The organism is Ruegeria sp. C11, from assembly GCF_056537725.1.
In genome coordinates, this window is record NZ_JBQFSB010000013.1 from 83,587 (window position 1) to 105,855 (window position 22,269).

Here is a 22,269-nt window from a genome sequence, read left to right on the forward strand (position 1 = left end):
TCTCATGACGGCGAAAATCACGCAAAAACAAAGGCAAAGGGCGCCCTCGCAGCGGTCCCTGCAAACCAAGGCCCGGATTCTGGATGCGGCTGAGGCCGTATTTGCAGAAAGAGGATTCGAAGGTGCATCTATCCGCGATATCGCCGCGCTGGCCGGGGTGCAGGTGGGGTTGGTGCATCATCACGGCGGTGGAAAAGAAGAGCTGTTTCATCAGGCGGTTGCCCGCCGTGCGGACGAACTGGCCCAAATCCGGATCAAGGCGCTTGAGGCGCTCAAATCGCAGGGGCAGGCCACCTTGCGGGGCATTCTGGATTGCTTCATCCGCCCCTACGTGACGCTGGCGCAGACCGGCGGGCCGGGGTGGATGGCCTACGGGCGCCTGGTCGCGCATGTCTCGGTCGATCCGCGCTGGCACGACATTGCGGCAGAGTGTTTCGACCCGACGGCCCGGCGGTTCATTGCGGAAATCACGGCGCTGTATCCCGGCGTCGATCCGGCGGTGCTGGCAACCGGTCAGGTCTATTCCGTGTCGGCCATGCTGGCCCATCTCAACAGCGCGTGGCGGGTCGAGGCGTTGTCGCAAGGCGGCGACCTATCCGGTCTGGATCGCCTGATCGAATTCTGCGCAGCGGGAATCGAGGCAATGGTTTCGACCGGCACGGACTGAACGCCGACGTCTTTCTACATGAACGGCATGTCAGGGCCGTGCGGCGAGTTCCGCCTTCAACCGTTCGTTTTCCTGCTGCAACTGGGCCAGTTGCTGTCCCAAAGTATTCAGATGCGGTTTCAGCTCTGCCTCGGTAAAGCGGGGCGTGATGTGGCGGGGGCAGTTCCAGTCCAGCGCCTCGATCCGGATGATGGCGGCCCGCTCGGCGGGGGCCTCTGCCCCATCCGGGTAAAGGGCCACGGCGGCGGCGTCGCCTTCGGTGAATTCCATGCGTCCCAGTATCTTGAGCCGCCGCTGGTTCGCGTAATCCATCAGGATCATCGCAATCCGGTCGTTACCATCCAGATTCCCGCGCGAGATATACTGTCTGTTGCCCGAGAAATCCGCATAGCCGATCGTTGTCGGGCCCAACACCTTCAGGAACCCGACGGGACCGCCCCGGAATTGCACATAGGGCCAGCCCGTCTCGGATACGGTGGCCTGATAGAACCCGTCGCGCGCCTCGATAAACGCCTTTTCGGCGTCGCCGATCTGATGGCCCTGCTGCGGGCCGCCATTAATGAATTTCGCGTATGAGGCCGCTGATCCCATCCTCTCCTGATGGGCGCGGACGGCGGGGGTGAAGGTCAGTTCTGCAAAGGCGCGGGGCATGGCGGTTCCTTTCAGAGGCCAAGTTCGGACAGGCCGGGATGATCGTCAGGCCGGGGTCCGGCTGGCCAGTGAAACAGGCGCTGTTCCCCGGATATCGGCAGATCGTTCAGCGACGCGTGGCGGCGCGCCATACGGCCATCTTCGGCGAATTCCCAATTTTCATTGCCATAAGAACGGAACCACTGCCCGCTGTCATCATGCCATTCATAGGCATATCGCACCGCAATGCGATTGCCGGAATAGGACCACAGTTCCTTGATCAGGCGATAGTCCAGTTCCCGGTTCCACTTGCGGGTCAGAAAGGCGTGGATCTGGTCGTGCCCGGACAGGAACTCGGCCCGGTTCCGCCACTGGCTGTCTTCGGTGTAGGCCGGTGTGACTATATCGGGATCGCGGCTATTCCATCCGTTTTCGGCCAGGCGCACCTTTCGCTTAGCGGTTTCTGCAGTGAAAGGAGGCAAAGGAGGGCGGGTCATATCATTCGGTTCTTTCAGGCGAGAGTGGCGGCGAGAAGCGCCAGAGTCAGAAGAAGAGGAACGTGCCGGGTGTGAAACAAACTGGCATGGCGGCGCATCGGTCAGATCCTTGGTGTACAGATCGGTAAATGATATGGATAAAGTGTACAGATCGGTAAACTTTTTCAAGTCGTGCGCGGTAACATTTTTACGAGGTAGAGTTTCGCGTTCGAAAAAGTAATCATTAACAATGATTTAACATGGCCATTTGCGTCTGGGTGAAATCACTACTATGTACTGATCTGTACACCATGGAGCCGAATCATGCGCCCAAACAAACGGGATGAGCTTGTCCGAAAGGCGCTGGAAGTCTTTTACCGCGACGGCTTCCATGCCACCGGAATGGACAAGCTGGTTGTTGAAACCGGTGTGTCGAAAACGTCGATGTACAAACACTTCCGCACCAAGGAGGAGCTGATCTTGGCCGCTTTGCGCCTGCGGGATGAGAGTTTTCGCAACTGGTTTCTGCGCCGTGTCGAAGAACTGGCTGACACGCCCGCAGATCAGCTTATCGCGGGGTTTGACATGCTGCAGGAGTGGTTTGAAAAAGACACCTATCGCGGCTGCATGTTCATCAAGGCGGGGGCTGAGTTTCAGGAAAAGGATCACCCGATCCACGTTCAGGCGGCAGAGCACAAGCGCCTGTTGCTGGAACATTTCACGCGGCTGGCGCGCGACGCCGGTGTGTCCGATCCCGAAAAACTGGGGTGTCAGATCCTGCTTTTGAAGGAAGGGGCGATTGTCACTTCGGTTTTGCTGAACAGCTGCGACCCGGCAAGGGACGCAAAAGAGGCAGCACAAACATTGCTGGATGCAGCACTGAAAAAATGACGGCGCGGGGGTAAGCCGCGCCGTTCAGGTCAGGCAAAGGTTTTTTGCTCTGCCACATGTTGTTTCAGAATTTCGGGCGGCTCAAAACGTGGGCCATAGGCTTTGGCAAGCTCCTCGCACCGTGTCAGAAACCGTTCAAGCCCATAGGTGTTCACGTATTGAATGTACCCGCCGGTATGAACCGGAGCGCCGATGCCAAGAATTGATCCAACATTGCCGTCGGCAACCGTACGCAAAACGCCTTCTTCCAGACACCGCAGGCTTTCCAGAACCGCGCGGAACAGGATGCGGTCCTGTATGTCCTGATCGCTGATCTGAACGTCATCCTTGCGCCAGGCCTCGAGACCCGGCCAGATTGTCTTGCCCTCATCCGTATAGTCATAAAAGCCTTTTCCGGTTGCGCGGCCGTTGCGTCCGTGCTGGCTGATCATTTCGGCCAGCATGGCGCGCGCGCCGGGGTTCTGTTCCTGCGCGGGGTCCAGCAGGCCCATCTCAACCTGTGTGTTGTAGATGTCGGTGACCAGCTTGATCTGCACCTCATCCAGCAGCGACAGCATCCCCGTCGGCATTCCGGTAAGGCGCGACAGGTTGTCGACGCGCACCGGATCATGCCCCTCGGCCACCAGTTCAGCTGCTTCGATGATCTTGGTACCGATGGTGCGCGAGGTGTAGAACCCGGTGCTGTCCCCGACGATGATCGGGGTTTTCCGGATCTGGCGGGCAAAGTCGAAGGCACGGGCCAGCGTTTCGTCCGACGTCTTTTCACCTGCGATGATTTCCAGCAACGGCATCTTGTCGACGGGTGAGAAGAAATGCAGGCCGACGAAATTCTCGGGCTTCGCAGACCCCGTCGCAAGCCGCGTGATCGGCAAGGTCGAGGTGTTCGACCCCCAGACGCCATTTTCGGCCAGCAGAGCCTCATGCTCGGCCAGAACGGCGTCCTTGATGTCGATTTTCTCGAACACCGCCTCGATGATCAGATCGCAGCCTTTCAGGTCGTCCGACTGATCCGTCGGCGTGATCAGGGCCAGCACGGCATCCCGCTGCTCGGGCGACATGCGGCCGCGTTTGACCCGTTTGTCCAGCAACCCTGCGGTGTAGGCCTTGCCGTTTTCGGCGGCCTCCATCGACATGTCTTTCAACACCACCGGCAAACCGGCCATCGCTGCGGAATAGGCGATGCCCTGACCCATCATGCCCGCGCCAAGAATGCCCAGCCGCTCGACCTTTGATGGTGGCACGCCCTTTGGACGGCTTGCGCCGCCATTGACCTTGTTCATGCCAAAGAACAGCGTCTCGATCATGTTCTTGGTTGTGGCCATTGGTGTCAGTGAGACAAACCGGCGACTCTCATACCGTTGGGCGGTTTCGAAATCGACCTTGCCTGCTGCTTCGGTCATGATGTCGAGGATTTTGACCGGCGCTGGCATCAGCCCCCGCGTCTTTTTGAACAGCATCGCGGCGGCCCCGGCGATGCGGGTCATGTTCTTGGGTGAGGTCGAAGGGCCGCCGGGTATCTTGTAGCCCTTGGTGTCCCACGGCTGCGTTATCACCGCCTCGTCACCTTGTACCGACAGTATCCATTCCTTGGCCCGGCTCAGCAGTTGTTCGGGCGAAACAACCTCGTGAATCAATCCGGCCTTCATCGCCTTGTCAGGGGAAACCTGACGGCCCTCCAGCAAGAATGGCATCGCACCTTCCATGCCCAGCAGGTAGGTCAGGCGCACAACGCCGCCCCCGCCGGGCAACAGGCCCAGCGTCACCTCGGGCAGGCCGATCTTGGTTTTTGGGTTCTCTGCGGCGATGCGATAGTTGCAGGCAAGGCAAATCTCATAGCCTCCACCCAGCGCAGCCCCATTGATGGCGGCAACCACCGGAACTGGCAATTTCTCCTGCCGCCGCATCACGGCTTTGGTAGCCTCGACGGATTGGAAAAGCTCATCAACACCGTCAGCTTCGATGCTTTTCAGCATGTTCAGATCACCGCCGGCAAAGAACGTGTCCTTGGCCGAGGTCCAGATCACACCCTTCAGGCCCTCTTCGGCCTCGATCCGGTCCATGGTGTCGGAAAACAGCGGCCAGAACTGTGCGTTCATCGCGTTTACCGGGCCGTCCATGTCCATTGTGACCGTGACAATACCGTCGGCGTCTTTTTCGTAGCGAAATTCACCCATATCCGTTCTCCTTCAAAGACGCTCGATCAGGGTCGAGATACCCATGCCGCCGCCTACACACAGCGAGATCATGGCCCGCTTGGCGTTACGGCGCTCCAACTCGTCGAGAACGGTCGAAACCAGCATCCCACCGGTTGCGCCCAGCGGATGACCCATGGCAATCGCGCCGCCATTCACGTTGGTGATTTCGTGGTCGATTTCGAGGTCTTTCATGTAACGCATGGCAACCGATGCGAAAGCTTCATTAATCTCCCAGATGTCGATGTCCGAAACCTTGAGCCCCGCCTTGTCGAGGCACTTCTTCGCCGCGGGTCCGGGACCTGCCAGCATGATCACCGGATCGGTCGAGATCACTGTGGCCGAAACGATCCGCGCACGCGGCTCCAGCCCCAGTTCTTTGCCCGACTTTTCCGAGCCGATCATCACCGCCGACGACCCATCCACGATACCCGAGGAATTGCCCGGCGTGTGCACATGGTTGATCCGCGAAACCTGCGGATATTTGGCCAGCGCCATGTCGTCATATCCAAATCCACCCATCTGCGCGAAGGACGGATTCAGCGCGCCCAGTTTCTGCATATCGGTGTTTGGTTTGATGTAATCATCACGCTGCAGCACCGTGATGCCGTTTTCATCCTTCACCGGCACCACCGACCGGTCGAACCAGCCGTTGTCGCGCGCATGTGCGGCGCGTTTCTGGCTTTCGACTGCAAATGCATCCACATCCTCGCGGCTGTAACCGTCGATGGTGGCGATCAGATCTGCACCAATCCCCTGCGGGGCCGAGTTCTGGTCAATAACAAAATCCGGGTCGGTGAACATCGCCCCGCCCTGTGACAGCATCGGAATACGGCTCATGGATTCCACACCGCCTGCTACGACCAGATCTTCCTGATCCGATCCGACCTTGGCGGCCGCCATGTTCACTGCCTCCAGACCCGAAGCGCAGAACCGGTCAAGCTGAACGCCGGGTACTGCCTCGTCCCAATGCGCGGCCTGCACGGCGGCCTTGGCCACACAGGCCCCCTGATCGCCGACGGGCGCAGTGCATCCCAAAATCACGTCACCTACCTGCGAGGTGTCCAGATCATGCCGCGACTGCAACTCGCGCAGCAGCCCGGCGGCCAGTTGAATGGGCTTAACCTCGTGCAGGGTGCCATCTTTCTTGCCGCGCGAGCGCGGTGTCCGCACCGCATCGTAGATATAGGCTGGGGTGGCCATGGTTTCTCCTCCTGATCCGTTGCCGGAAAGCTAGAAGGCTGAAATCCGAATCTGCAACTGAACAGTTACGGAACTTGTTTAGTGACGTCACGTAGCGCCGTCTGAATCAGGTTGCACAGCTATCAAGCAGCAGGGGTTTGTTGTTTTTCAGGTGACGCCAGACCAGTTGTTTTTGCTGCTTTCCCGAGGGGATGAACCGTGCAGGATCAGTCAGGCATTTCAGGTTCATGATATCGGGAAAAATAACCAGAATCTCTTCAAGCGCATCCGCGCTGAGGGACCCGAGCGCCTGAGGGCCAGCAAGCAGGCTTTCGGTTGCGGCGCCTTCGGCAAAGATGATTTCATGCCGATCGAATAACAGGTGAAAATACTCGACCGACTTGGCGCTTTCTTCAATCGTCACACCAGGCAGTGCAGTCAGTTTGATTGCAGGCACAAGAATTTCGGATTGTCCGAACATGCGCTCGGCGATCTTTGAAGCGACGAACATGCGATGCTGGCGGGACACCAGCAAATCCCTTGTCGGTTGCCCCAAACCCAGCGATCCCGCCGGGATACGCACCGGTTGAAGTTTGGGATTCATGGCCAGGTCATCTGGCCCAAACAATCGCCTGCCGATCCATCGCAGGGGCTGCAGACCATTGTCATGCGTCAAAATCAGGTCGCCCACGGACAGGCTTTCGACCGGGCGATCGCCGTGCTCAGTGCGGATCAAAGCGCCACGTGTCAGACAGGGCGTATCCGGAATATCCGCGGGGTTCAGATCGTCCGCACCCTGATCCTTGTTGGATGTGGTGAAGGTGATGCCCACCTCGGGGATTTCAGATACCGCGAAAAAGCGCAGCCCATTGTCCAGCTCGAAGCGCCAGACCTCGATCACCTGACCGTTGGTACCGGTATAGGTGGCCGTCCATTCCACGTAGATACCGTCAGTCGAAACCGGATTTCCGGCAGCGTCCGTTACGATGCCGATCTGATTGGGGTCGTCTGGCGTTTCATTGATGATCGTGTCGCCGTCAATCAATGTATCGTCATCGTCGATGGTGACGTTTAGAAACTGGTCCGGATCATTGTTGGCAAGAACAAACGGATCGTTGCTGCCGCCGGGGCGGTCGCTGAAGGCATCCAGCGGGATCGCTTTGAATGTCGCAATGACGGCCATCTGTTGGTCTTTCCCGCCGTGGGACTTTCATGGGTTGGCTATATCGGCAACTTACACCGCAGGGCCTACCTGTGGAATCGGAATCTGTTCCAATCCCCAATCAGTCCGATAGTCAGTGCGGAACACGGAGGATCATTGCCCGGCGAGCCCCATTTGTCGCACGGCCAGATCACGCATGATCTCTTCTGAACCACCGCCGATGGCCATCACCTTGACCTCGCGCCAGACCCGTTCCACCGGATTGCCAGTCAGATAACCGGCACCGCCAAATATCTGCATGCCCTCGGAGGCCACGAATTCCAACGCCTTGGTGGATTGGACCTTGGCCTTGGCGATTTCGGCAGCGGGCATGAGGCCCTGATTGATCGCCCAGCAAATACGTTCCAGATAGGCTTCGATCATGTCGATACGGGCCGATATTTCGGCGAACTTGTGGGCGATGACCTGATGGTCGATCAGCCTTTGGCCGAAGGTCCGGCGCTCGCGCGCCCAGTCCAGCGCGGCATCATAGCAAACGCGCATCATGCCGAGGCCCCCGGCAACCATAGCGAGGCGTTCAAAGTTGAAGTTGTTCATGATGGCGATGAACCCTTTGTTCTCTGGGCCGATCAGTGCCTCAGATGAGACTTTGCAGTCATCGAAATGCAGCATCGCCTGTTCCGAACAATGCCAGCCCATCTTGCCGCCTAGCGGCGTGCGGGTGAAACCCGGGGTGTCCGCTTCGATCAGAAAGAGGGATATACCCGTCAATCCCGGCCCGCCGGTTCTGGCCCCCACGACGAACCATTGTGAATCCATGCCCCCGGTGATGTAGGCCTTGGCGCCGTTCAGGACCCAGCCATCTTCGGTTCGTTCGGCTTTGGTGGTCAGGTTTGCCACATCCGATCCGCCACCCGGTTCGGTGATCGCAAGCGAGGAATTCATGCGTCCGCCGACAATTTCAGGCAAAACCGTTTTCCTGAACTCTTCGGGTGCAAACTTGACGATCGGGCCCAGCGATATCATTCGCCCGCCAACGGCTGCCGCAACGCCCGAGGCACCACAGCCAAAGGCCATTTCGGCATAATCCGCCCGCATGAAAGCGTCGTCAAATCCAAGACCGCCATACTCTTCGGGAATGCCAAAGCCGAAGACACCCATGTCGCCCAGCTTTTCATGCAGGGCCCATGGCACTGAGCGCTTGGCCTCCCAATCCTCGATGTTGGGTTTCACTTCCGTGTCGAAGAACCGTTTCAGATTGCTGCGATAGGCCTCACGCTCGGGTGTCATGAAAGGGGAAGGGCAGGTCATGTCGCCTCCTTTTGGGTCAGCTTGTTCCGTGACGTCGCGCGGGTCCGCGCTGCGTTGACCGGTACGCCTGTTGCGGGCAACGTAGAAACAGAACGGATGGTCTGTAAAGCGCCGAGGAGGGCGTCACAGAAAGAACGTCGCGTTCCGCGCCATTCGCACCGGGCGGCGCAGCGATAGAGATCAAAGGGGATGATCAGATGAATTCCGACCTGTGCCGAAAACTTGGAATCGAGTTTCCGCTGTTTGCGTTCAGCCATTGCCGTGACGTAGTGGCCGCAGTCAGCCGCGCGGGTGGCATGGGTGTTTTTGGCGCGGTGATGTACACGCCCGAGCAGCTGCGGACCGAACTGGAATGGATCGACGCCAATTGTGACGGCAAACCCTATGGCGTCGACCTGATCGTCCCGACCTCGATTCAACGGCAGGGGGATGAGCCATCGGACGACCAGTTGCTTGGCGGTCTGCCCGGCGAGCACATGGAGTTTGTCGAATCTGTTCTGGCCCAAAATGGCGTTCAGGCAGACGATCTGGCCGAGCGGCGCAAGGCGATGCTGCATTTCTCGCACAATCTCAACAGCGGTGGTGCGCAGGAAATGCTGGACGTGGCCTTTTCCTTTCCCATCAAACTGATCGCAAATGCACTGGGCACGCCGCCGCAGATCATGCTGGATCGTGCCCGTGAGGCGGGTGTCCCGGTCGCGGCTCTGGTCGGATCCCGTAAACATGCCGAACGTCAGGTTGCGGCGGGCGTGGATATTCTGGTGGCCGCCGGTGGCGAGGCCGGCGGGCACTGCGGCGAAATCTCGACCATGGTGCTGGTGCCCGAGGTGGTCTCGGTCGCAGGCAACACGCCGGTTCTGGCGGCGGGTGGTATCGTTACGGGGCGGCAGATGGCTGCCGCAATGGCCATGGGGGCCGCCGGGGCGTGGTGCGGTTCGGTCTGGCTGACGACTGCCGAGGGTGAGCCCAGTCAGACGATCAAGGACAAGATGCTGGCGGCCTCGTCTTCGGATACGGTCCGTTCCCGGTCGCGCACCGGCAAAACCTCGCGCCAGTTGCGCTCGGCCTGGACCGAAGCGTGGGAGGCGAAAGGCCCCGATCCGTTGCCGATGCCGTTCCAGTCGCTGATATCAGAACCGGCCCTGGGCAAGATCGAGAAGTTGGCGGAAGGCGGGCACGAAGGTGCGGCCGAGCTTGCGACCTATTGGGTCGGGCAGGGGGTTGGTCTGATGAACCAGATGTCATCGGCTGGCGCTGTCGTGCAGGAGTTCAAGCAGGATTATCTGGACGCCACCGAACGGTTGATGGCGACGTTGGAGGGATGAGCATGGAACAGGCAAAGGATTTTCTGGACGAAAGCGAGGCTCTGCACGGGGTCTTGGCTGACGTGGCGGGCGATAAGTGGGACACGGTTACCCAGTTCAAGGGCTGGACGCTGAACGATGTTCTTGTGCACCTGCACTTCTGGAATCAGATGGCCGAGCTGTCGTTGAACGACGAGGACGCCTTTCAGGTTCGCGTGGCCGAGACCTTTGCCGGAATTCAGTCCAACGGCTTCAGGGCAACCGAAAATGCCATGATATCCGAGCGTGGCGAAGACCTGCGCGATGCGTGGCGGGAACTGTACACGGGCATGGGTAAGCGCTGGGCCGGTCTCGATCCGAAGCAACGGGTGAAATGGGCAGGTCCGGACATGTCCGTTCGTTCGTCAATTACCGCCCGGCAAATGGAAACCTGGGCGCATGGCCAAGAGGTGTTCGACATCCTTGGGGTAGAGCGGCAAGAGACCGACCGGATAAAGAACATCGTCATTCTGGGCGTGAACACGTTTGGCTGGTCCTACAAGGTGCATGGTCTGGCTGTACCCGAAAGCATGCCACGACTGGACCTGACCGCCCCGTCCGGAACCCTTTGGGAGTTCGGAGAACCGGGAGAGAACCGGATTTCCGGTTCTGCGGTGGAATTCGCTCAGGTGGTTACACAGACACGCAACATTGCGGACACCACCCTCAAGGTCGAAGGGCCTGTTGCGGTCGAATGGATGTCCATTGCCCAGTGTTTCGCGGGCGGTGCCGAAACACCCCCGGCAAAAGGCGTTCGGCGGCGAGTATCCTGCTGATCCCAAAGGACGTTGCGTAGCGCCCTTTCGAGACGCGGCGTCACCCGGATTGGTTTGAATCGCCTTGCACGTTAGCCTTCCTGCAACTTCAGACCGGAGAGATGGATATGTCGCTAATCACCAGCACCTCAACCTGGGCCACCGACGAACACCGCATGTTCGCGGAAATGGCGGGCCGTTTCATGGACGACGAACTTGTTCCCAACATCGACAATTGGGTCGGCAACGGTGTTGTGGATCGCGAGTTCTGGCACAAGGCCGGTGAAACAGGCCTGATGGCTGGTTCGATCGCCGAAGAATACGGCGGCGTTGGTGGTGACATGGGTTTCGACTCGATCACGATTTACGAACAGACATCGCGCGGGGATGCCGGTTGGGGTTATGGCATCCAATCCATCGTTACCCACTATATCACTGCTTATGGCAGCGAAGATCAAAAGCAGAAGTGGCTGCCCAAGCTGGCATCCGGCGAAATGGTCGGTGCCATCGCCATGACCGAACCGGGCACCGGGTCCGATCTGCAATCGGTCCGGACCACGGCGGAAAAGGACGGTAATTCCTACCGGATCAACGGGTCGAAGATATTCATTACCAACGGGCAGACCGCCGATCTTGTCATCGTGGTCGCTAAGACGGACAAATCGCAGGGCGCCAAAGGTGTCTCGCTGATTGCTGTCGAAACGGATGGGGCCGAGGGTTTCCGCCGGGGGCGCAATCTCAAGAAGCTTGGGATGAAAGCCAACGATACGGCCGAGCTGTTCTTTGAAGACGTGAAGGTCCCGATGACCAACCTCATCGGACCCGAAGAGGGGCAGGGGTTCTATCAACTGATGAAGCAGCTGCCTTGGGAGCGCCTGACAATCGGCATCATGGCACTGGGCGCCATCGATTTCGCAATCGCTGAAACGGTGAAATATGTGCAGGAGCGCAAGGCGTTCGGCCAGCGCGTGATGGATTTTCAGAACACCCGGTTCAAGCTTGCCGAGTGCAAGACAAAAGCCGAGGTCCTGCGTAGCTTCGTCAACGACTGCATCGCCAAGCTGGAACAGGGGCAGCTGGATGCGCCGACGGCTTCGATGGTGAAATACTGGGGTTCGGAAGTGCAAAACGAGATCATGCACGAATGCCTGCAGCTGTTTGGCGGTTATGGCTTCATGATGGAATATCCCATCGCGCGTCTTTATGCGGATGCGCGGGTGCAGATGATCTATGGCGGTACCAATGAGGTAATGAAAGAACTCATCGCCCGTTCGCTGGACGTTTAAGCAGGCAAGGGGCGCTCCCGTCTGTCGTCGACCTTCCTGCTGGAAGGCTTCCTCCTATCGGGCCGGGCACGCGCGGGAAATGCCTGCGCGCGCCCGGCCCCCATACCACCGTCCTCAGGACTCAAAGGCCGCGCAGCTTAAGCCGCTGTATCGTTGCCGACACGGTTCACAACCATGTTGCCGGGATCAAAGATGCCTGACATTCTGTTTTAGATCGCGACATCTGACCCGTGAATGGATATCGATATGCCGGACGCCAACAAGGACCGCATTCGCGCCCTGCTGAAAAGCATCGAAACCGGTGACCCCGGCCCGGTCGCCGTGGTCAATGAGGCCAAGTACATCCAGCACAACCCTCAGACGCACGAGGGCAGTGAGGGATTGGCGGTGCTGTTCAAGCGCCTGTCCGAAACCTCGCCCCGCGTGAATATCGTGCGCGCCTTTGAAGACGGGGATTTCGTCTTTGCGCATACCGAATACGATTTCTCCCGCCGTAACATCGGGTTCGAGGTGTTCCGGTTTGAAGACGGTCAGGCCGTCGAGCACTGGGACAACATCCAGAAGCGGCAAGGCCCAAATCTGTCCGGGCGCAGCATGGTTGACGGCCCCGCCGAAGCGACCGATCCGGAAAAGACCGAAGCCAATCGGGCCCTTGTTCGGGGGTTTGTCGAAGCCGCTTTGATCGGTGGCGATGAGGGCCAGATCGATGCCTGCATCGACACATCCGCCTTTGCCGAGCACAACCCGCATTTCAGTGACGACCTCGCGCAGCTGCGCGAAGCTTTGTCCCCGGATATGGATGGGCAGCGTATGATCGACTATCGCCATCTTCACCGGGTATTGGCCGAGGGCAGTTTTGTCCTGACGGTTTGCGAAGGGTATTCCAACGGGACGCACAGCGCGTTCTATGACCTGTTCCGTGTCGAGGATGGCAAGATCGTCGAGCATTGGGACACCGTCGAAAAGATAGCGCCGCGCAGCGAATGGAAGAATGAAAACGGCAAGTTCTGAAGCTGAAAACTCGGGCCGGTCACTTCATCATTCCTGCTCAAGTTGCCCTTTCAGCCATTTCAGAAAGGACTTGAGCGGTTCGGGCTCGGCCCGCCTTTGCGGCCAGACGAGGTAATAATTCCCAAGGCTTACCACGGGCCCGTCCAAGGCCAGAACCAGACGCCCGTTTTTCAGGTCTTCGGCCACCAGATAGCTGGGCATCAGCGCAACGCCCAGCCCGTGAATGGTTGCCTGTATCATTGTTGAGAACTGATCGAACAGCATGCCGCGGACGCCTTCCGCAGGCTGACCCTGGGCTGCGAACCACTGCTCCCAGGCATCGGGGCGCGTGTCGAGGTGCAGCAGCGGTGCGTCCTGCAGCCAACCGATGCTGCCTAGACCATCTGGCAAAAGGTCAGGTGCGCAGACAGGCAAAACCTCTTCACGCATGATGGGCAGGTAGTTCACCCCGGCCCAGTCCTGCTGGCCAAAGTGGATTGCGGCATCAAAGGGCTCGGTTTCGAAATCGAACGGTTTCAGCCGCGTGTTCAGGTTCACCGTCACCTCAGGGTGGCGGCGCGCAAAGTCCTGCAGCCGAGGTGCCAGCCAGTGCATGCCAAAAGCGGGCAGGATCGACAGATGCAGCGACCCGCCCGTTGGATTGGCCTTCAGCTTGAGCGACGCCTGCGCCAGTTGTTGCAACGCCGATCTTGCCGTTTCCACATATTCTCTTGCCGCAGGTGTCAGGTGAAGACGCATCTGTGTGCGTTGGATCAGCTCGACCCCCAACTGTTCTTCCATCGTTTTGAGTTGCCGGCTGATCGCGCTTTGTGTCAGCGACAGCTCCTCGGCCGCTGCCGAGGCGCTGCCAAGCCGATCCACCGCCTCAAGCGCCAGCAGGGATGAGATCGAGGGCAGAAACCGGCGGGGCGCAATCATATGACTTATCCTCATACCTTTCGGATGGAATATCACTGGCTTTCTGCCAATGCCAGCAGGATACACACAGGTACTGACTGTTATTCGGGGATTGCACCATGACCATTCAGAACAGCTTGGGCGAATTTCAAAGGGCCGAGCGGCTTGAAGGGATCGAACTGTCCGAAATCGTTCAGATTTCGGAACATGCGGCAAGACTGCGTGCGCAGGGTGTGGACGTGATCGCGCTGAGTACAGGCGAGCCTGACTTTCCAACCCCGGGCCACGTGGTCGAGGCGGCACATAGCGCGGCGCTAAATGGGCAAACCAGATATCCTGCGACGGCCGGAACACCAGCATTGCGCGGTGCAATCGCGGAACAGGCAGGGGTGGAGGCCGCCAATGTGATCGTTTCCACAGGGGCCAAGCAGGTCCTGTCAGCGGCCTTCATGGCAACGCTCAACGCCGGGGACGAAGTCATAACGACCGCCCCGTTCTGGACCAGCTACGCGGACATGGTGAAGCTGGCCGGAGGCGTGCCCGTGGTGCTGGATTGCCCGGTCACCCAGGATTTCAAGCTGACGCCTGCGCAACTGGAGGCCGCAATCACCCCGCGCACCCGCTGGCTGCTGCTGAACACGCCCTCCAATCCGACTGGGGCCGTATATTCCAAAGATGAATTACGGGCGCTGGGCGAGGTTCTGAAAAAACACCCTCAGGTCTGGGTGATTTCGGACGAGATTTATCAGCACCTCGCCTATGTGCCTTTCACGCCGTTTGTGCAGGCCGTACCGGCGCTGGCCGATCGCACGCTGATCGTGAACGGGGTGTCCAAGGCCTATTCGATGACCGGCTGGCGGATCGGCTGGGGCATCGGGCCCGCTCCGCTGATCAAGGCAATGGTGGCGGTTCAGGGGCAGATCACATCCGGTGCCTGTTCCATCGCGCAAGCTGCGGCGCTGGAGGCCATCACTGGCCCGCAGGACCTGTTGGCCGAGCGTCGAAACGAGATGCAGGCGCGCCGTGATCTTGTCGTTACAGGGCTGAATGCCGCCGGACTTAGCTGCGCAACACCTGACGGGGCTTTCTACGTATTCCCCAAAACGCCCGCGAAGATGCCTGTAGACCATGAGTTCTGCCGGTATCTGCTGGATGAGGCCGGTGTTGCGCTGGTTCCGGGGCGCGCCTTTGGGATGCCCGGCCATTTGCGCCTGTCCTTCGCCTATGCAACGGATAGCCTCACCGAAGGGCTTGCCCGCATCTCGCGCGCGGTTGCCGCGCTCTGACACGACAACACTACTTGAGAAGGCCGAGCCATGGACCGCGCCCAGATCGTTCACGAGAATTTCCTGTCCCGCGTTGCAAAGCGCGACTTCCCCGATGGCGCCGACCCGGCACCGGGGTTGAGTGATGCCGAGGCCGTCTCGCTCTATCGGTCGCAGGTGCTTAGTCGTGCATTGGATCGTACGAGCCGGGCGATGCAAAAGGCCGGGCAGGGGTTCTATACTATCGGTTCGTCGGGCCACGAAGGGATGGCCGCGGTCGCACACGCGCTGCGTCCGACCGACATTGCCTTTCTACACTATCGCGACGCCGCGTTTCAGATCGCCCGCGCCGAACAGGTGCCCGGTCAACAGATCACATGGGACATGTTGCTGAGTTTTGCCTGTTCGAAAGAGGATCCGACTTCGGGCGGGCGGCACAAGGTGCTGGGGTCGAAGGCTCTGATGATCCCGCCACAGACATCGACGATTGCAAGCCATCTGCCCAAGGCGGTGGGGGCGGCCTATTCGCTGGGCGCGGCGCGCAGGCACGGCCCGGAGCACCGGCAACTGCCCGCAGACGGGATCGCCATGTGTTCCTTTGGCGATGCGTCCGCCAACCATTCGACGGCACAGGGGGCAATCAACACGGCGGGCTGGACAAGTGTGCAATCCACGCCGCTGCCACTGCTGTTTGTGTGCGAGGATAACGGCATCGGTATTTCGGTGAAAACACCGAAGGGCTGGATACAGGCCTCGATGGAACATCGACCGGGTATCAAGTACTTTCAGGCCAACGGTCTGGATATCTATGAGACCTACGCCGTCGCCCAAGAGGCAGCCGAGTACGTTCGTACCCGCCGCAAACCCGCCTTCCTGCACCTGAAAACCGTGCGCCTTTATGGTCACGCGGGGGCCGATGTGCCGACGACCTACCTTAGCAAGTCCGAGGTTGAGGCGGATGAGGCCAATGATCCGCTGTTGCATTCGGTGCGCCTGCTGGATCAGGCCGGTGCGTTGTTGCCGGATCAGGCCTTGCAGATTTACGAAGACACCTGCGCCCGCACCGACCGCGTAGCGGCCGAGGCGGCAACCCGTCCGCATCTGGCCACCGCGCAGGAAGTCATGGCCAGCCTGATCCCGCCCAAGCGCGACTGCAAACCCACCAACGGCCCCAGCGCCGAGGCGCGCGCAAAGGCGTTTGGTGGCGACATGCGGGCAATGAATGAGCCCCAGCCCATGAGCCGCCTGATCAACTGGGCGCTGACCGATCTGATGCTGGAACATGGCGAGATCGTCTGCATGGGCGAGGACGTCGGCCGCAAAGGGGGCGTCTATGGTGTGACGCAGAAATTGCAGCAACGCTTTGGCCCCGACCGGGTGATCGACTCGTTGCTGGACGAGCAGTCGATTCTGGGCCTTGCCATCGGTATGGGGCATAACGGATTTGTTCCGATCCCCGAGATTCAGTTCCTGGCCTATCTGCATAACGCTGAGGATCAGATCAGGGGAGAGGCCGCGACCCTGCCGTTTTTCTCGAACGGTCAGTTCACCAACCCTATGGTGCTGCGCATCGCGGGGCTGGGCTATCAGAAAGGCTTTGGCGGGCATTTTCACAATGACAACTCGCTGGCTGTCCTTCGCGATATTCCCGGTGTGATCATCGCCTGCCCGTCGAACGGTTCAGATGCGGCGCGGATGTTGCGCGAATGCGTGCGGCTGGCGCGCGAAGAGCAACGGGTCGTGGTGTTCCTCGAACCCATCGCGCTTTATCCGATGCGGGATCTGCACGGGGCGCAGGATGCTGCATGGATGACCACTTATCCATCGCCGGATCAGCGGATCGAGCTGGGCGAGGTTGGTGTGCACGGCGACGGCACCGATCTGGCCATCGTCACCTACGGCAATGGGCACTACCTGTCGCAGCAGGCGCTGCCCGAACTGAAGGCGGCAGGTCTGAGTACCCGGATCATCGACATGCGCTGGCTGGCGCCGCTGCCGATCGAGGCGCTGCGCGAGGCCACCAAAGGCTGCAAACACGTTCTGATCGTTGATGAATGCCGCCGTACAGGCAGCCAGTCCGAGGCGTTGATGACTTTCTTCTGCGAAGAAAGTGGCGCCATTCCGACCGCGCGTGTCGTGGCCGAGGATTGTTTCATCGCCACCGGCCCTGCCTATGCTGCACCGCTGCCGTCGAAAGATGGCATCGTCACCGCCGCCCTCTCTCTGACCGGAGCAAAGAAATGACCCGTACCGCCGTTGTGATCTGCCCCGGTCGGGGGACGTATAACAAACCCGAACTGGGCTATCTGCACCGCCACCATGCCGGGTGCATGGATTTGTTCCGCACATTTGACACCATCCGCGCTGAAACAGGGCAGGAGGCCGTTACCGCATTGGACAGCGCCGAACGGTTCTCGGTCGGCAGGTTTTCTCGCGGGGATGTGGCCTCGCCGCTGATCTACGCCGCTTCGCTGGCTGACGCGCAGGCGCTGGCCGAGGATATCGAAGTGGTGGCCGTCACCGGCAACTCAATGGGTTGGTACATCGCGCTGGCCGCAGCCGGGGCGCTGAGCCCGGAAAACGGGTTTCGCGTCGTGAACACCATGGGTACGCTGATGCAGGACAAGCTGGTTGGTGGGCAACTGGTTTATCCCTTCATGGGTGACGACTGGGTCTGCGATTCCGCCCGCAAGGCTGAGCTGCTGGCACATGTTGCACGCATCGACGCGATGGAGGGGCATGATCTGGCGCTGTCCATCGATCTGGGTGGCATGCTGGTTCTGGCGGGCAACGAAGAGGGGCTGAAGGCCTTTGAGGCATCTCAACCCATCGTGCAGGAACGCTTTCCGATGCGCCTTGCCAATCACGCCGCCTTCCACACCCGGCTGCAGGCCCCCGTTGCCGCCGAAGGGCGCGCGCAGCTTGGTGTCGACCTATTCGATCAGCCTGATCGCCCGTTGATCGACGGGCGCGGCAATATCTGGTGGCCGGGGGCGACAGATACGGGCGCCCTGTGGGATTACACGCTGGGGCATCAGGTGACCGAGGCGTATGATTTCACCCGCGCTATCCAAACTGCGGCACGTGAATTCGCCCCCGATCTGTTCATCGTCACCGGGCCGGGCGCCACGCTGGGCGGGGCCGTAGCACAGTCTCTGGTACTGGCCGAATGGCGCGGAATGACGGACAAGGCGTCTTTTCAGGATCAGCAGGCGGCGCAGCCGATGCTGGTTTCGATGGGTCGTGAGGACCAAAGGGCGCTTGCAACCGGCTGATCGTGCCGCAATGATCCGCGCAAAACCTTGATAGGTAGACCGTGAACAACCCCGAGCATTCCCTGTGGCTGAACACCAGTCACGAACGGACCGAAACAGCGCCATTGGCCGAAGACCTGACGGTCGACCTTGCCGTGATCGGCGGTGGCTATACCGGATGTTCCGCCGCCTTGCACGCGGCGCAGTCCGGGGCGTCGGTCTGTTTGCTTGAGGCGCAGGAGATCGGGCATGGCGGTTCAGGGCGCAATGTCGGGCTGGCAAATGCCGGGCTTTGGCTGCCCCCTGACGACATCCGGGCACATCTCGGGGTGCAGGCGGGGGATCGGCTGATTGACCTGCTGGCTCAGGCCCCGCCAGAGGTTTTTCGGCTGATCGGAGCCCACGGGATCGATTGCGAGCCGGTACAGAACGGAACCCTGCATTGTGCGCATTCACCGACAGGGTTTCGTGATCTCAATGCTCGTCACACTCAATTGCGCGACTCAGGTGCCCCGGTCGAATTGTTATCAGCAGATGAGACCCGCGCCAGAACAGGTAGCACCGCATTTCACGGCGCTTTGTTCGACCCCCGGGCGGGCACGATCCAGCCTCTTTCCTATGTTCGCGGCTTGGCGCGGGCGGCCATCGCTTCAGGGGCGCACGTGTTTACCCAAAGCCCGGTCCATTCCCTGCACCGGGAAGGAGACCTTTGGCACCTATCAACAACCGGCGGTACGGTGCGCGCTCGGTCGGTTATTCAGGCAACAAATGCCTATCATCAGGGCTTGCAGCCGACGGCAACGGCCTACGTGCCGGTCTATTATTTTCAATACGCCACAGCCCCTTTGTCCGACAATCTGCGCGCAGGCATTCTGCCCGGTGGCGAAGGTTGCTGGGATACCGGTTTGATCATGACCTCTTTCCGCACGGATCAGGAGGGGCGGTTGATTATCGGCGGCATGGGTGACCTGGGCCATGTGGGGCGCACCGCGCATACCGGCTGGATCAGGCGCAAACTGGCAGAGTTGTTCCCGCAACTGGCGGATCAGCCATTGACCGAGGGATGGCACGGGCGCATCGCCATGACGTCGGACCATATCCCAAAGATCACCGAGATTGGGCCGAATGCCCTGTCTGCGCACGGGTTTTCCGGACGTGGTATCGGGCCGGGAACGGTGTTTGGCAGACTAATGGCCGAGAGTCTTTTGAAAAGTGACCCGGACCTGCTGCCGTTACCGGCGGTGCAAACCCATTCGGAAAGCTGGCCGGGCCTGCGCCGCGCCTTTTTTGAAACCGGCGCGGCACTGACGCATCTGGTAAAGGCCCGGTTCTGACCACTCAGACCGAGCGTGTGATGCCACCATCCACCCGGATGTTCTGGCCGGTTATGTACCCGCCGCCATCTGACGCCAGCATGGAAATGACCGACGCGATCTCGTCATAGCTTTTGCCATAGCGGCCCATCGGAATGCGGGCACGAAACTCTTCCTTTTCCGGAAGGCTGTCGATGAAGCCGGGAAGGACGTTGTTCATGCGGATATTGTCGGCGGCATATCTATCCGAGAACAGCTTGGTATAGGCCGCAAGACCCGCCCGGAACACGCCGGATGTAGGAAAGACCGGGTCAGGTTCAAACGCCGCGAACGTCGAGATGTTGATGATCGCCCCGCCACCTTGCTTTTGCATGATCGGCGTCACCAGTCGCGTCGGACGCACCGCGTTCAGAAAGTAGACGTCCATCCCGCGATGCCAGTCCTCGTCGGTCAGTTCAAGGATCGGTGCACGCGGCCCATGCCCGGCGGAATTCACCAGAACATCAACGCGCGCCCATCGGGACATGGCCGCATCCACAAGCCTTTGGAGGTCCTCGTTGGATTGGTTTGACCCGGTCACACCGATTCCTGCCAACTCCTCAGCCAGTGCCTCGCCTTTGCCGGAAGAGGACAGGATACCAACCTGAAAGCCATCCGCGGCAAGCCTGCGCGCTGCATCCGCACCCATTCCACTGCCACCCGCCGTTATCAGGGCCACTTTGTCCGACATTGTATTTCTCCATATGTAACCGGGTTCCAGAATGTTGCTTGAATTGCGATTTGACCAATCAGTTCTCGTGTCTTTATCCTGTAGAAAATCTACAGTTGGACCTCATGACTTCACTCCCTCCGCTCAATGCGCTCCGCGCTTTCGAGGCTTCGGCGCGTCACCTCAATTTCCGCGTTGCGGCCCAGGAACTGGGCGTGACGCAGGGGGCCGTGGCGCAACAGGTGCGGGGGCTGGAGGCACGGTTGGGTGTGCAGCTGTTCGACCGGCTGCCGCGCGGTTTGCGACTGACCGAGCCCGGACGCCGATTCCACGCGCCCCTGCGCCGCGCCTTTCGATTGATTGGGGAAGCAGTGGATGGTTTATCGGAAGTGCGGCAACTGACAATTTCGGTCACGCCCAGCTTTGCCTCCAAATGGCTTGTCCCGCGATTGCGCGATTTTACTGCGCAACACCCGGACATTTCGGTGCAGGTGGACGCGCGCGAGCGGTTGGCTGACTTTCAGACAGATGGCATCGATATCGCAGTCAGACAGGGGCGGGCACCCTTCGGGCCGGGACTGACGGCCGAGCCACTGTTTTCAACGGAATTTGTGGCCGTCTGTGCCCCCGACCTAGCGGCACAGATTACCGAGCCTTCGGATCTGTTGCGTCAGACATTGCTCAGCGATTCCCATGGCCTTTGGCCGCTTTTTCTGGAACGGTTGGGCGTTTCTGGCAAACCACGCATGATGAGTTTCAGCCAAACCAGCCTTGCGATTGACGCCGCAATTGCGGGTCAGGGCTGCGCGCTTGCTAATGCGCCACTGGTGTCTTCGGAAATGGCTTTGGGCCGACTGGTGCGACCGCTGGCGGAAAGCCTTGTCGAGGATCTGGGGTTTTTCATCGTAGCCCCAAGGCAGCCGCGACAGCCCGAACTTGTCACGGCGATGCGGGAGTGGCTGAAATCTCAGATATGAAGGCTTGCCGCAATTCTCTCGATGCGTTCACGCAACCAGCGATGGGCCGGATCGCCGGTCGAGCGTTCGTGCCAGACCATGTAGATGGATACAGGTTCGCAGTCGAAAGGCAGCGGCGCGCAGTCCAGGCCGGTCAGTGGTCCACGCGCCATCAGTGCCGTGTCGGTCGAGATCAGGTCGCTGCCCTTCACAAAGGCGGGGATTGCGTTGAAATGCGGTAGCGTGACAGTGGCCGGTCGAATCTGGCTCTGGTCCACACCGCGCATGACCGATTTGGCGCTGCGGCCATCCGCAAAGCGCACCTCGACATGTTCTGTTGAGCAATAATCCTGCCAGCTTGTGGGCGGGTCGCGCCGTTCAGCATCATAGTAGATCATTAGTGGGCTGCTTAGCAGTCGTTTCTGAAAAATGTCGGGCCCGTCCGGGGGCAGGGGGGTCAGTGCCAGCTGACAGCGGTCGCTGCGCAATATTGCGGGATCGGGAACGCCTGACAGTTCCAGATCCAGCCGCAGCCTTATCCCCTCGGCCCGCGCTTCGCGCAGCAGGGTAGGAAAGATCAACTCGCGCTGCAGATCGTTGGCCGCGATCTGAAAGTGCATTTCTTCGGACAATGGATCAAAAGGCCGGCCTTCGGTCAGGGCCCGCATCCCGTCGAGCACCTTTTGCACCGGCTCCTTTAACGACTGCGCCCGTTCCGTCGGCGTCAGCCCCTGACCTGACCGGACGAAAAGCGGATCACCAAGCATCACCCGCAACTTACCCAGCGTGTGACTGACCGCCGATTGCGTGACACCCAGCCGGTCAGCCGCTTTTGAGACCGAGCTTTCTTCGAGGATGGTCAGAAAGGCGCGCAGCACCTTGCCGTCGATATCTGTGAAATCGATTTTGTTCATGCAGTCTATGATTAATCATGAATGGTTTTGCTGTCCAATCCGGTCTAGCAGAGGC

20 protein-coding genes are annotated in these 22,269 nt (G+C 59.9%); 11 read left to right on the top strand and 9 right to left on the bottom strand.

Going from position 1 to position 22,269, the window contains the following annotated elements; genetic code table 11:
- The first annotated feature begins 4 nt into the window (after positions 1 to 4).
- Positions 5 to 667, top strand: coding sequence for a TetR/AcrR family transcriptional regulator (locus ACR0NA_RS19670; RefSeq protein WP_480731920.1), 663 nt, complete (start codon positions 5 to 7; stop codon positions 665 to 667).
- A gap of 30 nt (positions 668 to 697) precedes the next feature.
- On the opposite strand, the gene ACR0NA_RS19675 is transcribed toward ACR0NA_RS19670, so the two are convergent.
- Positions 698 to 1,318: a pyridoxamine 5'-phosphate oxidase family protein gene (locus ACR0NA_RS19675; protein ID WP_480731922.1), complete on the bottom strand. Its 621-nt coding sequence runs from the start codon at positions 1,316 to 1,318 to the stop codon at positions 698 to 700.
- A gap of 11 nt (positions 1,319 to 1,329) precedes the next feature.
- Positions 1,330 to 1,794 carry a nuclear transport factor 2 family protein gene (locus ACR0NA_RS19680; RefSeq protein ID WP_480731924.1) on the bottom strand — a complete coding sequence of 155 codons (465 nt, stop codon included), beginning with the start codon at positions 1,792 to 1,794 and terminating at the stop codon, positions 1,330 to 1,332.
- 303 nt (positions 1,795 to 2,097) lie between these two features.
- Here ACR0NA_RS19680 and ACR0NA_RS19685 point away from each other — a divergent pair, with 303 nt between their 5' ends.
- Positions 2,098 to 2,664, top strand: coding sequence for a TetR/AcrR family transcriptional regulator (locus ACR0NA_RS19685; RefSeq protein ID WP_480731925.1), 567 nt, complete (start codon positions 2,098 to 2,100; stop codon positions 2,662 to 2,664).
- 29 nt (positions 2,665 to 2,693) lie between these two features.
- On the opposite strand, the gene ACR0NA_RS19690 is transcribed toward ACR0NA_RS19685, so the two are convergent.
- From ACR0NA_RS19690 to ACR0NA_RS19705, 4 genes are all read right to left on the bottom strand, one after another.
- Complete coding sequence (locus tag ACR0NA_RS19690) at positions 2,694 to 4,838, bottom strand: 3-hydroxyacyl-CoA dehydrogenase NAD-binding domain-containing protein (protein ID WP_480731928.1); 2,145 nt, start codon at positions 4,836 to 4,838, stop codon at positions 2,694 to 2,696.
- A 12-nt stretch (positions 4,839 to 4,850) separates the two neighbouring features.
- A complete protein-coding gene (locus tag ACR0NA_RS19695; RefSeq protein WP_480448439.1) occupies positions 4,851 to 6,059 on the bottom strand; it encodes an acetyl-CoA C-acetyltransferase in 1,209 nt (402 codons plus the stop codon).
- A gap of 106 nt (positions 6,060 to 6,165) precedes the next feature.
- Positions 6,166 to 7,221: a Hint domain-containing protein gene (locus ACR0NA_RS19700; RefSeq protein WP_480731931.1), complete on the bottom strand. Its 1,056-nt coding sequence runs from the start codon at positions 7,219 to 7,221 to the stop codon at positions 6,166 to 6,168.
- Positions 7,222 to 7,353: 132 nt separating this feature from the next.
- Positions 7,354 to 8,511: an acyl-CoA dehydrogenase family protein gene (locus tag ACR0NA_RS19705; RefSeq protein ID WP_480731933.1), complete on the bottom strand. Its 1,158-nt coding sequence runs from the start codon at positions 8,509 to 8,511 to the stop codon at positions 7,354 to 7,356.
- A gap of 197 nt (positions 8,512 to 8,708) precedes the next feature.
- On the opposite strand from ACR0NA_RS19705, the gene ACR0NA_RS19710 reads away from it, so the two are divergent.
- The 4 genes from ACR0NA_RS19710 (at position 8,709) to ACR0NA_RS19725 (ending at position 12,906) form a co-directional block, all read left to right on the top strand.
- A complete protein-coding gene (locus tag ACR0NA_RS19710; RefSeq protein WP_480731935.1) occupies positions 8,709 to 9,836 on the top strand; it encodes an NAD(P)H-dependent flavin oxidoreductase in 1,128 nt (375 codons plus the stop codon).
- Between the two features lie 2 nt (positions 9,837 to 9,838).
- Positions 9,839 to 10,630 carry a TIGR03084 family metal-binding protein gene (locus ACR0NA_RS19715; protein ID WP_480731937.1) on the top strand — a complete coding sequence of 264 codons (792 nt, stop codon included), beginning with the start codon at positions 9,839 to 9,841 and terminating at the stop codon, positions 10,628 to 10,630.
- Between the two features lie 107 nt (positions 10,631 to 10,737).
- Positions 10,738 to 11,895, top strand: coding sequence for an acyl-CoA dehydrogenase family protein (locus ACR0NA_RS19720; RefSeq protein WP_480731940.1), 1,158 nt, complete (start codon positions 10,738 to 10,740; stop codon positions 11,893 to 11,895).
- 234 nt (positions 11,896 to 12,129) lie between these two features.
- Complete coding sequence (locus tag ACR0NA_RS19725) at positions 12,130 to 12,906, top strand: nuclear transport factor 2 family protein (protein ID WP_480731942.1); 777 nt, start codon at positions 12,130 to 12,132, stop codon at positions 12,904 to 12,906.
- Positions 12,907 to 12,933: 27 nt separating this feature from the next.
- Here the strand turns inward: ACR0NA_RS19725 and ACR0NA_RS19730 are convergent, their stop codons facing one another.
- Positions 12,934 to 13,824: a LysR substrate-binding domain-containing protein gene (locus ACR0NA_RS19730; protein ID WP_480731944.1), complete on the bottom strand. Its 891-nt coding sequence runs from the start codon at positions 13,822 to 13,824 to the stop codon at positions 12,934 to 12,936.
- 98 nt (positions 13,825 to 13,922) lie between these two features.
- On the opposite strand from ACR0NA_RS19730, the gene ACR0NA_RS19735 reads away from it, so the two are divergent.
- Genes ACR0NA_RS19735 through ACR0NA_RS19750 form a run of 4 tightly spaced genes read left to right on the top strand, consistent with a single transcriptional unit; the run spans position 13,923 to position 19,656 of the window.
- Positions 13,923 to 15,089, top strand: coding sequence for a pyridoxal phosphate-dependent aminotransferase (locus ACR0NA_RS19735; RefSeq protein WP_480731946.1), 1,167 nt, complete (start codon positions 13,923 to 13,925; stop codon positions 15,087 to 15,089).
- Positions 15,090 to 15,119: 30 nt separating this feature from the next.
- Positions 15,120 to 17,312, top strand: coding sequence for a dehydrogenase E1 component subunit alpha/beta (locus tag ACR0NA_RS19740; protein WP_480731948.1), 2,193 nt, complete (start codon positions 15,120 to 15,122; stop codon positions 17,310 to 17,312).
- Positions 17,309 to 18,343: an ACP S-malonyltransferase gene (locus ACR0NA_RS19745; RefSeq protein WP_480731950.1), complete on the top strand. Its 1,035-nt coding sequence runs from the start codon at positions 17,309 to 17,311 to the stop codon at positions 18,341 to 18,343. The genes ACR0NA_RS19740 and ACR0NA_RS19745 overlap by 4 nt, the downstream gene beginning before the upstream one ends.
- 41 nt (positions 18,344 to 18,384) lie before the next feature.
- Complete coding sequence (locus ACR0NA_RS19750) at positions 18,385 to 19,656, top strand: NAD(P)/FAD-dependent oxidoreductase (protein WP_480731952.1); 1,272 nt, start codon at positions 18,385 to 18,387, stop codon at positions 19,654 to 19,656.
- 4 nt (positions 19,657 to 19,660) lie between these two features.
- Here ACR0NA_RS19750 and ACR0NA_RS19755 read toward each other — a convergent pair whose 3' ends face one another.
- Positions 19,661 to 20,365 carry an SDR family oxidoreductase gene (locus tag ACR0NA_RS19755; protein WP_480731955.1) on the bottom strand — a complete coding sequence of 235 codons (705 nt, stop codon included), beginning with the start codon at positions 20,363 to 20,365 and terminating at the stop codon, positions 19,661 to 19,663.
- Between the two features lie 104 nt (positions 20,366 to 20,469).
- Between ACR0NA_RS19755 and ACR0NA_RS19760 the strand changes: the two genes are divergently transcribed.
- The gene (locus ACR0NA_RS19760; protein ID WP_480731957.1) at positions 20,470 to 21,321 is read left to right on the top strand and encodes a LysR substrate-binding domain-containing protein; all 852 of its coding nucleotides are present in this window, start codon (positions 20,470 to 20,472) and stop codon (positions 21,319 to 21,321) included.
- Here the strand turns inward: ACR0NA_RS19760 and ACR0NA_RS19765 are convergent.
- Positions 21,312 to 22,214, bottom strand: coding sequence for a LysR family transcriptional regulator (locus tag ACR0NA_RS19765; RefSeq protein ID WP_480731959.1), 903 nt, complete (start codon positions 22,212 to 22,214; stop codon positions 21,312 to 21,314). The genes ACR0NA_RS19760 and ACR0NA_RS19765 overlap by 10 nt on opposite strands.
- Positions 22,215 to 22,269 lie beyond the last annotated feature (55 nt).